Below are 13826 nucleotides of genomic sequence, written 5' to 3' on the forward strand. Positions count from 1 at the left end.
TATGACTAAGATTTTAGTTACAGGCGGAGCAGGATTTATTGGAAGCAATTTTGTAAGGTATATGGTTAACAAGTATTCAGAATATGAAATAGTCAACTTGGATGCTCTTACCTACTGCGGCAACCTTGAAAATCTAAAAGGTATTGAAGATAAGGACAACTATTCATTCGTCAAAGGGGATATTAGGGATAAGGACTTAGTCGATGATTTGGTAAGGCAGTCTGATTATGTAATAAATTTTGCCGCTGAAACTCATGTTGACAGAAGCATCATTGATCCTGAAATATTTATCAAATCCAATGTTTTGGGAACCCAGGTTCTGCTGAATGCCGCTAAAGAGTTTGGAGTTGAAAAGTACATCCAGATATCAACTGATGAGGTCTATGGAACTTTAGGAAAAGACGGTTATTTTACAGAAACAACCCCTTTACAGCCAAATAGCCCATATTCAGCATCAAAGGCCGGTGGGGACTTGATTACACGCGCATATGGAGAAACATTTGGGCTGCCTATAAACATTACCCGATGCTCTAACAATTATGGACCCTATCAATTTCCTGAAAAACTGATTCCATTGATGATTTCAAACGCCCTTGAAGATAAAAAATTGCCAGTTTATGGGGACGGGAAAAACGTCAGGGATTGGCTGCATGTCCAAGACCACTGCCAAGCTATTGATCTGGTCATGCATGAGGGAGCCCTTGGTGAAGTGTATAATATTGGCGGAAACAACGAAAAGCAGAATATTGAAATTGTCAAGCTGATATTGGACACGTTAGGCAAAGACGAATCATTAATAGAATTTGTGGCGGACAGGTTAGGCCATGACAGACGCTATGCCATTGATTCAACAAAGATTCAAAACGATTTGGGCTGGTCTCCAAGCTATACATTTGAAGCAGGTATAGAAGAAACCATTCAATGGTATTTGGAAAATCAGGATTGGACCAGCCAGGTTAAAAGCGGCCAGTATCAGGAGTACTATGAAAAGATGTATTCGAATAGGTAGCTTTTACACTTGAAATTTACCTCTATTTTTTTTAAATTATTCACTTTTTTGTTGTTTTTTTCTATTTTTTTTAATTCTTTTTCTATTTTTTCATTGTTTCATTACTTTTTTATTTATATCTAAAACTTAATTTTCAGTTTGTTTTAAGATAGTTTTATATATTATATTTTGTTAATAGAATTAGTGTAAATAATAAATTTTATTTTATTATAAGGGAAATGGTGATTGGATGTTGGAGCAATATTTACCTTTTGTTGGATTAATTGTTTTTGGTAATATTGAAAATTTAGTGCTATCCTCTCAGGGAGTGGTAGCCGGTGCAAATCCTGTAAAATTGGGAATTGTAAGTATTTGCGTTGTTATTTTTTGGCTGACACTCGGAACATTGGGAACACAAATGTTTATTGAATATGTCGATTTCATTGATTTCATCGGAGGATTTGCAATTTTCGTTTTAGGTCTTCAAGCTATGCTTGAATCTATAAGGGGTGTCTAGAGTGGCTGGTGAAATAAGGCAGTTTCTTATTTTAATCGTTTTTGGAAACATTGAAAACTTGATTTTGGCCGCTCAAGGTGTTGCTGCAAGTGTAAATCCAATTGGCCTTGCCTGTTTAAGTTTATGTGCTGTTGTCTGTTGGCTTCTGATTGGAACATTCGGTACAAGATGGGCAATGAAATATGCACGCTATATCAATTTCATAGGCGGTTTTGCAATTTTCGTTTTAGGTCTTCAAGCTATGCTTGAATCTATTCCGGGAATGTTGGCCTTTTTCCATTAAATTTATAACTGTTTATCATGTCTTATTTAAAGCATAAGGTGTATGGCTTTTTATTTAAGCTATTCAATCACACAAAAATTGAAGAAAAAAGAGTTTCCTTTATAATCGATTCAAAAGAATCGTTCAAGGGCAATTTGGATTATATTAAAAAGGAATTTGAAAAAAGAGGAAACTTTGAATTTCATTTCTTTTATAAGGACAAACTTTCCTTTGATAGCTTTAAGAAATTAGCCGGCTCCAGATACATATTTTTAAACGATAACTTTTTTCCGCTTGCTTTCATGAAATTCAATCCTAAAAGCACAGTTGTCCAATTGTGGCATGCTCCCGGAGCTTCAAAGAAATTCGGAGGATCAGTCGACATTGGAAGCAGGGATATTCTTAAAAGAATTTCTGAAAACACAGATTATTTGATTGTAACCTCACGAAACATTGAGGATTACTATAGTGAAGCTTTTCAGATTCCAAAAAACAAGATTAAGGCACTTGGACTTCCCCGCATGGATTATTACTTTGAAAATCATGATTTGAATAGTCTGAAATCCGAATTCTGTCAGAAATACGGCATTTCTCAAGATAAAAAAATAATTCTCTATGCTCCAACATTTAGGGATGAGGAAAAATACAACAACGTTTTTGATTTTCTGGACCTGGAAAAATTCAATGAAGTTTTAGGAAGTGAGCATGTTTTAGCATTGAGGCTCCATCCCAAGATAAGGAATTTCTATAAAAACGATATTTCATCAGAAGGCCAATACATTGATGTAAGCGATTGGGAAAGTGAACAGGAGCTGATGCTAATCAGCGACATGTTGATTACGGATTATTCTTCAATAATGATTGAATACTGCATTTTGAATAGGCCAATCATATTTTTCACATATGACCTGGATAGCTATCTTTCAAATGAGCGCGGATTTTATTATGACTTTAGAAAGACCGTTCCTGGGCCGATTGTCTATAGCTGCGATGAGTTGATTGATGCAATTGATAATAATGATTTTGACAAGTCCAAAATCTCCGGCTTTGTCAAGACGCAATTTGATGTAATAGATGGCAAATCATCTGAAAGGATAGTCGATTTTCTTTTAAATGAAGGTAGGTAGAATGGATAATATTAAAGTTAGCACTATAGTCCCGGTTTATAATAGCGAGGAGTATATAGGGGGTACGCTTGATTCTATAATTAATCAGGATTTCAATGGCTTTGAGATAATTGTAATTGATGACGGTTCAACCGATAACAGTCTGGAAATCATAAGGGAGAAATTATCAAAATCAACTGTACCGCATCAAATTATTCATCAGGAAAATCAGGGTGTCAGCCGTGCGCGCAATCGGGGAATTGAAGAAGCCCAAGGAGAATATTTGGTTTTCGTTGACTCAGATGATTATATAACAGGAAACCATTTGTCAGAATTGTACAATGGCGAAACAGACTTTAGCCTAATTCAGTTCATTAAAAGGGAGGCAAATAAATCGTCAACCCCGAATTACATTTCAAAAAGATTAATGTCATGTCAAGACCTTATCAAAATGGAGTTGAACATGCAGATGCCTTTTAATTTCTGGCAATTAATGTATAAGGCAAGCATAATCAATGAGAACAGCATCAGATTCAATCCCGATTATATCTATGGCGAAGACATAGAGTTCGCCCTTAAGGCATTGAGCTTTGGTGGGGAAGTGGCCATCAACAATGAAGTGACCTACTATTACATCCAGCATGATGACTCAGCTATCAAAACGTCAGAATACAGGCGCTTTGAGATAGTGGAAATATTTGAGAATCTCGCAGAATTTTATAAAAACCAAGGAAAGGATGATTTGGCTGACCTGATAACAACATCCAGAATCCCAAAGGCAATATTCGGAAACATGAACTATTTCTTCTATAATGACTATGACTTTGATGAAGTCATTGCTAAAATGAAGGAATTGGACTTGTTTGAAAAATTGTCCAGATACGAAGGGGATTCCAAATTCAAGTATAAAATAAGGGCATTTTTATTAAATCCAAAAATCTATTATAAAACATGGAAAAAGTTTAAGAATTCAATTGATTAAAATGAAAGTTTCTGTTGTAACACCAAATTACAATGGGGAAAGGTTTCTCAAGACTTTCCTCGAATCCTTAGATAATGACAGCGATCACATAGGTGAGGTCATCATAGTCGATAACGGGTCTAGCGATGCTAGCCTTGATTATCTTAAAAGCAACACATTCAATTTTCCGCTTGTTCTGATTGAAAACAAGGAAAACTTAGGCTTTTCGCCTGCCGTCAATCAGGGAATTTTAAAAGCAAAAAACGACTTGATTTTCTCAATAAATAATGATACGGAGATAAAAGAAGGTTCGATTAAGGCTTTGATTGATCTGATTTCATCCGGCGATGATATCTTTTCGGTTCAAGCCAAGATGCTTCAGTATGACAACAAAGAACTGATTGACGACGTTGGAGATGAATATAATCTGCTTGGGTGGACGAAAAAAACAGGTGAAAATCACCATTCAAGCGAGTATGTAACAGTCAAGGACATTTTTTCAAGCTGTGCCGGAGCGGCGATGTATAAAAAATCAGTTTTAGAAGAAATCGGACTTTTTGATGACAACTTCTTTGCATATATGGAAGATGTGGATTTGGCAGTCAGGTCAAGGATTCATGGCTATATAAATCTGCTGTGCCCCGATGCAATAGTCTATCATATAGGAAGCGCAACTTCGGGAAGCAGATACAACGAATTTAAGGTAAGGCTGGCCGCTCGAAACAATGTTTGGGTAGTCTATAAAAATTTCCCGATACCTTTAAAAATCGTTAATTTCATCTTCTTGCTTTTCGGCTTTCTAATCAAATACCTGTTCTTTGTCAAGAAGGGATTCGGTTCAACATATCTGGCAGGCATTCGCGAAGGCCTATCCACCAGAAATAAAATTGAAAAGGTCAAATTCGAATCCCGGAATATAAAAAATTATTTTAAAATTGAATACAGATTAATAATTAATACAATTAAATTTCTAAAAAAATAGCCAGTGAGTCTTATGGATTTATCGATTGTGATTGTGAATTATCAAACATTTGAGCTAACAAAAAACACCATCAATTCAATTTTTGGATATGAACATCCATTTAGCTATGAGGTCCTGGTAGTGGACAACGCATCCAGCGATGACAGCCTGGCCAAATTGCAGGAATACTTCAATGACAAAGTCAAATTCATAGCTTCAGCCGAGAACAACGGTTTTGCGGCAGGAAATAATCAGGCATTGAGAATAGCTGAGGGGGAATATGTCCTGCTTTTGAACTCAGATACGATTGTCTGGGAAAATACCCTGGAAGACATTTATAGTTACATGGAGAAGCACAGGGATGTAGGCGCATGCGGCTGCAGGGTTCTTCTGGAAAACGGAGATCTTGACAAGGCATGCAAAAGAAGTTTTCCGAACGTTAAAAACTCATTTTTTAGGCTGTTTCACATTCCAACAAAAAGCAAAGACAACGACTACAATCTGGATAATCTGACGGATGATGAAATCTATGAGATAGACTGCCTTACAGGGGCGTTCATGTTCATGCGGGCAGAGGCCCTTGACCAGGTCGGGTTTTTGGATGAGACATTTTTCATGTACGGTGAGGATATAGACCTATGCTATAGAATAAAAGAAGGCGGATGGAAAATAGTTTACTATGGAAAATCTAAAATAACTCATTTGAAGGGTGCAAGCAGTAAAAAGCAAAAGTCTAAGTTAATCTATGAGTTCTACAGAGCCATGTACATTTACTATAAAAAACATCATGCGGATGAAAATTCTATTATAGTAAACGTTGTTGTTTACATCGGCATCGCTTTTTTATGTATCTTGAAGCTATTTTTAAATGTATTTAAAAAGAAAGATTAAATAATTAATAAAATAAATATAATTAAAAGAAACTAGTTTTCAAGGTAGTTGTCATGATAAAAGAGAACCAAAGATTATTGAACTTGTCATTAATAGTGTTAGATGTGCTAGTCATAGGCATCTCTCTTTTATGTTCCTTATGGTTAAGATTCAAAACTACCTTATTCGGTCCGATCGGAGGGCATTTGGGCTCTTCAAGCTATCTGATATTTTTCACTTTTGCGGTAGTGCCGGTTTATTTGATTTTATATTTTGCATTTGGTCTTTATAAGCCACGCAGAACCTATAAAAACATTTTTTCAGAAGCTACACAAATTATTAAAGTAAATATTTTGGCGTTTATTACGCTTGTTTCTATACTGTTTATAATAAACCAGCCTGACTTTTCAAGAATCATGCTGTTTTTATTAGCCATCATAGCCACATTTTTCGGAATCATTGAAAGGTTCATCATCAGAAGTATCCTGAAGAGGATTCGAGTAAACAACAGGAATATCAAGCATATCCTGATTGTTGGAGACAATGATTTGGCGTTTACATTTGCACGCAGAATTCATGATAATCCATATTTGGGCTTTGTAGTAAGCGGATTTTTGGGAAGGTCAGAGCATATAGGCCGTGAAATTGAAGGAAGCAGAGTAATCGGCGCATTCAAGGACCTTGATGATATTCTTGATAGGAACATTTTTGATAGGGTGGTTTTGGCAATTCCTCTTAAATATTACTATAAAATCGATGAGCTTGTGGAAAGCTGCGAAAGGGTTGGAATTAAGGCGGAAATCATTCCGGATTACATCAGATATTTCCCTGCGCAGCCGTCCGTTGACATGATTGAGGATATTCCAATCATCAACATACGCTATGTGCCGTTGGACGACGATTTTAATAAGTTCCTGAAATATCTTTCTGATTATGTGTTTGCCATAATAGCCATTATAATCACATCTCCAATCATGGTTATAACTGCAATAGCAATCAAGTTAACTTCCTCAGGCCCAATCATATTCAAGCAGGAGAGGATAGGCCACAATTCCAAGCCATTCATGATGTATAAGTTCCGCAGCATGAGGGTTCAAGACCCTAATGAGGAAAAGTCAGAATGGACTACAAGGGATGACCCAAGAAAAACCAAAGTTGGACAGTTTATCAGGAAAACTAGCATTGATGAGTTACCTCAATTTTTCAATGTCTTGAAAGGAGATATGAGTGTTGTAGGTCCACGGCCAGAAAGACCGTATTTTGTTGAACAATTTAAGGAAACCGTTCCAAAGTACATGGTTAAGCATCAAGTAAAACCCGGCTTAACCGGATGGGCTCAAATTCATGGTTGCAGAGGGGATACCTCAATTACAAAACGTATAGAATATGATATCGAGTACGTAGAAAACTGGCACATGGGATTGGATTTGGCAATAATGATTAAAACCGCATTGAAGAAAAATCCTAATGCGTATTAGCGGTTTTGCACATTTTCATAAAATCGCACTTTGGTAATTTTTATATTAATTTTGAATGAAATTTTAGTATATGATTACTTTTCAAATGCTCTCTCTCTAATACTTTATATACATTCTAATTATAAAATAATAATTAACTTTCTATGAGGGGTTTGGTATGCAAGAAGAAATTTTAGAATTATACGAAAAAATCAAAGATCAACTTTCTAAAGAAGAATTCCAAGCTGAAATGGATGAACTTATTGAATCAAATAAAGATTTAGGGTTTTTCGATGAATTAAATGCAGCTCAAGAAGTATTAAAAAATCATGGAATAGATGTTCTTAAAAAAGTTGAAAATGTAGAAACATCACAAGAACTGCCATTTGATGTGAATACTGAAAAGGAAGAATCAGAACTCGCAATGACTGATGATATCTTAAAAATTTATGAAGAAGTTCAGGATAAGATTTCTAAAGAAGATTTTTTAGCTAGAATGAACGAATTTAAAAACCAGGATCCTTTAGGTCCGGATTTCCAAGTGGATGATACACCATATGCCAATATGGTAGCTGGTGAATTGAGGGATATGGAAGTCAAGGCCATTTCCGAACAACCGGAATATTCCAATAAAAATATCGAAGACCTTGAAAAAGGAGCTAATGGCCAAATCATTTCCGGCAGAGTAATGTCCATTTCCAATCCAAGATCATTCAAAACACGTAAAGGTGGGGAAGGTAAAGTTTGCAATGTCGAATTGCAGGATAATACCGGATCCATGAGAACCGTATTTTGGACTCCGAACATAAAACTTCTTAAAAATATTAAGGAAGGAGACATTATCCAAATTAAAGATGTTGATATTAAAGAAGGATATTCCGGCCTTGAAGCTAATTTGAGATTAAGGTCAACTGTTGTTCATTTGGACGAAGACCCTTCCAAATACCCTGTTTATGAAGAGGACATTACAAACATTTCTGATATTGAACCCGACACTAAAGTCAATATTATTGCAAGAATTGTTAGAATACCAACAATCAGAAGCTATGAAAAGAATGGAAAGGAAGGAAAAGTTGCTTCTCTCGAATTACAGGACTCTTCAGGGAAAATATCATACACCTTATGGAATAATAGTGTTAAACTCATTGAAAGTTTAGGACTTGAAGATGGCGATACAGTAAAAATTCTTCAAGCCCAAGCTCGCCAAAGACCTGATAGGGACGGCAATATGGAAATCACCTTAACCCACTGGGATGGAAGAATAATCAAAGGGGACTTCGATGTTCCAGAAGTCATACAAGAGTTTACCCCTATTGCGGATTTAATCGAGCAAAAAGACGTAGCAATCAAAGGAATCGTTTCAAGACTTCAGGATATTAAATTGTTCATAAGAAAAACTGACAATACTGAAGGAAGATTAAGAAACTTTGATGTTAGGGATGTAACCGGAGAAATAAGAGTCACCCTTTGGGGTGATGATACAGCTTTACCTCTTAACAAAGGAGATATTGTTAAAGTCATCGGTGGAGATGTTAGATTTGATGAATACACTCAAAGTCAATATTCAATGAATACTAATTTCAACACCCAAATTACTATTAATCCAAGTAATTTATCAGCTGAAGAACTTGAAGAACTCAATGACTTAAGGGCTGATTTGCATCCAATTCCTATTGGTGAAGTGGAATTGATGGATGATGACGGCGTTGAAATCGATGTTGTCGGTAGAATTTTATCAATTGATGATATTCGCGAATTTGAAAGAGAAGATGATGAAATCGGAAAGGTTCGTTCTGCAATGTTTGCTGATGAATCAGGTAAAGTAAGATTGTCCCTTTGGAATGAAAAAGCTGAAGGAGCTTATGAAGTTGGCGAGGCATATAGAATTGAAAATGCCAGAACCAGAATGGGAATGTACAGTGTTGATTTAAACATTGGCGGAGGTTCTAGAATTATCAGATTGTCTGAAGAAGAAGCATCTTCAATGTTTATTCCTAAATTGGAAACATTAGAAAAAGCTCTTTATGATAAGATTGATATTTGTGATGTTGAAGAGGACGAAACAGATAAAATTCTCATTGGTAGAGTCATTGATGTATATGAGGTTCGTAATTTTGAAAGGGATAATGGTGAAGGATTCGTTAGAAACATAGAGATTGCTGATGATACAGGATCCATTATTGTTGTGCTTTGGAATGATGATGCAAAAAGAGAATTTGAAATCGGTCAACCAATCAAATTACAAAATCCTCGTTTCAGATACAATGAGAATACCAATCGTATAGATGCAAATGTTTCTGGATCCACTAGTATTTTAGAACCAAATGAAGCGGAATTAGAAAAATTACCTTCTCAAGAAGAGTTAATTGAAGCTATTTATGTACCAAAATCTATTGAAGCTTTATCAGAGGACGATACTAATGTTTTAATCACTGGTAAAATTAAAGAAGTAAGATCAGAAAAATATTTGCTTCAAAAATGTCCTAATTGTAATGCTAATGTAGAAGTTACTGAAATAGAGAATAAATGTGATTATTGTGATTTTGAATTTGATGAACCGAAGTACGTTCTTATGATTCCAACAAGAATTGAAGATGATACTGGTGAAATTCAAGTTACATTCTTTGGCAATTTGGCTGAAGAGTTATTGGGCATGAAAACTGAGGATATTGTCCGTGATTTAGAGCAAGATTATGCTCATAATGAAAAAATTGAAGACTTAACTAATCTAACTGTTGAAATTATAGCTGATGTTGGTTTCGACCAATTTGGAGAAGAATATAAATTGACTCCTAAGAGGATATTGTCCAAATATTTTTAAATAAACTAAAGGAATGATTATTATGGTAGAATTAGCAGATTTGCCTGGTGTTGGAGAAAAAACAGCAGAAAAATTAAAAGATGCAGGGTTTGCTGATATGATGAGATTAGCAACAGCCACTCCTAAAGAATTATCAGTAAAAGCTGAAATCGGTGAAGGTGTTGCTGAAAAAGTTATTGAAGCAGCTCGTAGAGCTGAAAACATTGATTTTGAAACAGCATTTGATGTACTTGAAAGAAGAAAAGATGTTGGTCACATTACAGTAGGCAGCCAAGAATTCAATGATTTGATTGGTGGCGGAATCGAGACTCAATCAATTACTGAAGTATTTGGTGAATTTGGGTCCGGTAAAAGCCAAATTTCCCATGAATTGGCGGTCACTGTCCAATTACCTAAAGAACTTGGCGGTCTTGATGGGGAATGCGTATTCATTGATACTGAAAATACTTTCCGTCCGGAAAGAATTGAGCAAATTGCAGCCGGTTTTGAATTGGACATCAATGAAGTATTGCAGAAGATCCATGTTGCCCGTGCATTCAACTCTTCCCACCAAATATTGATGGTCGATAAAATTAATGAACTTATCCAAGGTGGTAAAAATATCAGATTGGTCATTGTCGATTCTTTAATGGCTCACTTTAGGGCTGAATATGTTGGAAGGGAATCTCTTGCAGTCAGACAACAAAAATTAAATCAACATTTACATTCACTTCAACAAATTGCAAATACTTACAATGTTGCGGTGTTTATCACTAACCAGGTTCAAGCTAAACCTGATTCATTCTTCGGAAGTCCGACCAAAGCTATTGGAGGGCATGTTTTAGGACACGCTTCCACTTACAGAATATGGCTTAAAAAAGGTTTGGCCGGAAAAAGAATTGCACGTTTAGTGGATTCCCCTCATTTGCCGGAAGGCGAATGTGTATTTAAAATTACTAGCGAAGGTATCGTTAGTTAATTTTAATTTTTCTTTTTTTTAATTAATTTTATATAATTTCTAATTTTAACTATTAATATGGATGCTATTGCAATAACTATTTTATCAATTATTTTAATGATTGGATTAGGGTATTTCCTTAAAAGAATTGATTTTTTAAGTGAAGAATTCATTGAGCCATTAAATAAACTGGTAATGTATATTTTATTGCCGTGCATGATATTTTCAGCAATTTCCACCGCTGATTTGTCCCTACTTCCCAAGTTAGGCATTTTACCTTTTGTTATCATAGCCTCTTCATTAATTACGGGAATAGTTTCTTATTTCATATTGAAGAAAATGGGGCTTGACGACATTACTTTGTGGAGCGTATTGGTGACAATAATGATTGCCAATACCGGATTTATGGGATATCCTGTAACTTTGGGCATTTTTGGCCAGGAAGGTTTTTTAAGGGCAATATTTTGTGATATTGCAACATTATGTATCTTTTTAATGCTTTCTTTTATTTTGGTCATGAAATTTGGCGGAAACACAATGACCGCTTTAAAAAAAATAATATTCTTCCCTACTTTATGGGCGGTTATTTTAGGATTGGGATTTAATTTTTTAAATATTTCAATCGGACCTGTTCTAGAAAACACTATAAACTATTTGGGTCAGGGAACTATCCCTTTAATCATGATTGTATTGGGATTATCCATTGAATTTGATGGAATTACAAGAAGCAAATCGATGATTGCCTTCACTTCCGTCATGAAATTGGCATTTTTCCCTGCAGCTGCCTTTTTAATTGCATCCTCCATTGGCTTGGTTGATCTTCAGTATAATGTTTCCATTATTGAGGCCGCGATGCCGTCTGGAATGATGTCGTTGCTACTCGCAATAACATACAGGCTAAACCATGAATTGACATCTGACTGTGTACTCATCAACACTGTAATCTCTTTGATTACACTTCCACTAATTTTGATGTTGTTGTAATAAAAAATTTGTAAATTTTAATAATTCTAAATTAATTATTTCACCAAATAATTGATATTTATCTTTGTTTTGTCTAAAAATATCTATAAAATCTTTATATTTAATTTAAAGCTAATTTTTAACGGTGTTTATTTCATCATATATAAACTTTACTCTAAGATTTTTTCAGAAAGCTTTATAAGTGTGTTTTTACTACATATGTATATCTAATAGTATGTAAAAATTTTTATAGACTTGTTTTAAAATTGCAATTTTTTATATATATTAGATATTTTTCACGACTTGTACAAGGTGAATTATATGGCAGAAGAAATAAATAATGAAGAAGTAAGAATAGGTGTTTACGTCTGTCACTGTGGTGTAAACATTGGGGGAGTAGTCGACTGTCCTAGTGTAGCTGAGTACGCTATGACCTTGCCTAACGTTGTTTATGCAACCGACTACAAATATATGTGTTCCGACCCGGGTCAAGCTATGATCCAAGAGGATATTAAGGAAAAAGGATTAAACAGAATTGTTGTAGCAGCATGTTCTCCTCGTCTTCACGAACCTACTTTCCGTAGATGTGTAGAAGAAGCTGGATTAAACAAATTCTTATTTGAATTTGCTAACTTAAGGGAACAAGACTCCTGGGTACACATGAGTTTACCAGAAGAAGCTACTGCAAAAGCTAAAGACTTAACTCGTATGGCTGTTGCAAAAGCAAGATTACTCGAACCATTAGAAGCTACTAAAGTAGCAGTAGATAACAAAGCATTAGTTATCGGTGGTGGAGTATGTGGTATTCAAACCTCATTAGACTTAGCTGATATGGGATTCAAAACCTACGTTGTAGAAAGAAACCCAACTATCGGTGGAAGAATGGGACAATTAGATAAAACATTCCCAACCCTCGACTGTTCAATGTGTATTTTAGCACCTAAGATGGTAGACTGCGCAAAACACGAAAACATCGAATTGATTTCTTACGCAGAAGTTAAAGAAGTTGACGGATTCATCGGAAACTTCAAAGTAAAAGTTGAGAAAAAACCAAGATACGTTAGTGAAGAAGATTGTACTGGATGTGGATCCTGTGTAGAAGCTTGTCCTATCGAAATACCTAACTACTACGACGAAGGTGTAGGTATGGTAAAAGCTGCATACATCCCATTCCCTCAAGCTGTACCATTATGTGCAACTATTGATAAAGACTACTGTATCGAATGTATGTTATGTGACCAAGCATGTGAAATCGGTGCTATTGACCACAATCAAGAAGCTACCGAAATCGAATTAGAAGTTGGTACTATTGTAGCAGCAATCGGTTACGACCCATTCGACCCATCCGGAATTTACCAATACGGATACGGACGTTTCTCAAACGTAATTACCGCTATGGAAATTGAAAGGATGATTAACGCATCAGGTCCTACCGGTGGACACGTAATCAAACCTTCCGACGGTATCGAACCTAAACGTGTAGCATTCATCCACTGTGTCGGTTCAAGAGATGAACAAATCGGTAAATCCTACTGTTCAAGAGTATGTTGTATGTACTCCATGAAAAACGCTCAATTATGTATTGACCACGAACCTGACACTGAAGTAACCTGTTACTACATGGATATCCGTTCATTCGGTAAAGGATTCGAAGAGTTCTACAAAACTTCCCAAGAAAAATACGGTATTGAATTCATCAGAGGACGTCCTGCAGAAATCCTCGAAAACGATGACTTAACCTTAACCGTAAGAGCTGAAGATACCTTACTCGGAAAAGTAACTGAATACACCTACGACTTAGTTGTATTATCTGTTGGATTAGAACCTCCAAAAGGTTCCAACGAACTCAGACAAACCTTAGGTTTATCCAGAACTACCGACGGATTCTACATGGAAGCTCACCCAAAACTCAGACCTGTTGACACCTTAACTGACGGTGTTTACATTGCTGGTGTAGCACAAGGTCCTAAAGATATTCCTGAC

12 protein-coding genes are annotated in these 13826 nt (G+C 35.7%); all 12 read left to right on the top strand.

Annotated elements, in window-relative coordinates:
* Window position 1: 1 nt before the first annotated feature.
* A complete protein-coding gene (gene rfbB / locus ACJMLD_RS01925; protein ID WP_405267461.1) occupies window positions 2-1009 on the top strand; it encodes a dTDP-glucose 4,6-dehydratase in 1008 nt (335 codons plus the stop codon).
* Between the two features lie 229 nt (window positions 1010-1238).
* Window positions 1239-1505 carry a hypothetical protein gene (locus tag ACJMLD_RS01930; RefSeq protein ID WP_405267463.1) on the top strand — a complete coding sequence of 89 codons (267 nt, stop codon included), beginning with the start codon at window positions 1239-1241 and terminating at the stop codon, window positions 1503-1505.
* A gap of 1 nt (window position 1506) precedes the next feature.
* Window positions 1507-1788 carry a hypothetical protein gene (locus ACJMLD_RS01935; protein ID WP_405267465.1) on the top strand — a complete coding sequence of 94 codons (282 nt, stop codon included), beginning with the start codon at window positions 1507-1509 and terminating at the stop codon, window positions 1786-1788.
* Between the two features lie 17 nt (window positions 1789-1805).
* Window positions 1806-2894 carry a CDP-glycerol glycerophosphotransferase family protein gene (locus ACJMLD_RS01940; RefSeq protein ID WP_405267467.1) on the top strand — a complete coding sequence of 363 codons (1089 nt, stop codon included), beginning with the start codon at window positions 1806-1808 and terminating at the stop codon, window positions 2892-2894.
* 1 nt (window position 2895) lies between these two features.
* Window positions 2896-3855, top strand: coding sequence for a glycosyltransferase family 2 protein (locus ACJMLD_RS01945; RefSeq protein ID WP_405267468.1), 960 nt, complete (start codon window positions 2896-2898; stop codon window positions 3853-3855).
* Window position 3856: 1 nt separating this feature from the next.
* On the top strand, window positions 3857-4816 hold the full coding sequence (locus tag ACJMLD_RS01950) for a glycosyltransferase family 2 protein (RefSeq protein WP_405267469.1): 960 nt from the start codon (window positions 3857-3859) through the stop codon (window positions 4814-4816).
* A gap of 12 nt (window positions 4817-4828) precedes the next feature.
* Entirely contained in the window at window positions 4829-5686 is an 858-nt protein-coding gene (locus ACJMLD_RS01955) for a glycosyltransferase family 2 protein (protein ID WP_405267471.1), read from the top strand.
* A 53-nt stretch (window positions 5687-5739) separates the two neighbouring features.
* Window positions 5740-7143 carry an undecaprenyl-phosphate glucose phosphotransferase gene (locus ACJMLD_RS01960; RefSeq protein WP_405267473.1) on the top strand — a complete coding sequence of 468 codons (1404 nt, stop codon included), beginning with the start codon at window positions 5740-5742 and terminating at the stop codon, window positions 7141-7143.
* A 157-nt stretch (window positions 7144-7300) separates the two neighbouring features.
* A complete protein-coding gene (locus ACJMLD_RS01965; RefSeq protein ID WP_405267475.1) occupies window positions 7301-9943 on the top strand; it encodes an OB-fold nucleic acid binding domain-containing protein in 2643 nt (880 codons plus the stop codon).
* A gap of 22 nt (window positions 9944-9965) precedes the next feature.
* Window positions 9966-10901, top strand: coding sequence for a DNA repair and recombination protein RadA (gene radA, locus ACJMLD_RS01970; RefSeq protein WP_405267477.1), 936 nt, complete (start codon window positions 9966-9968; stop codon window positions 10899-10901).
* A gap of 57 nt (window positions 10902-10958) precedes the next feature.
* Window positions 10959-11864 carry an AEC family transporter gene (locus ACJMLD_RS01975; protein WP_405267479.1) on the top strand — a complete coding sequence of 302 codons (906 nt, stop codon included), beginning with the start codon at window positions 10959-10961 and terminating at the stop codon, window positions 11862-11864.
* Between the two features lie 300 nt (window positions 11865-12164).
* A partial coding sequence (locus ACJMLD_RS01980; protein ID WP_405267481.1) for a 4Fe-4S binding protein occupies window positions 12165-13826 on the top strand: 1662 nt, incomplete at its 3' end.

It is taken from the genome of Methanobrevibacter sp. (genome assembly GCF_045112895.1).
Lineage (GTDB): Archaea > Methanobacteriota > Methanobacteria > Methanobacteriales > Methanobacteriaceae > Methanocatella.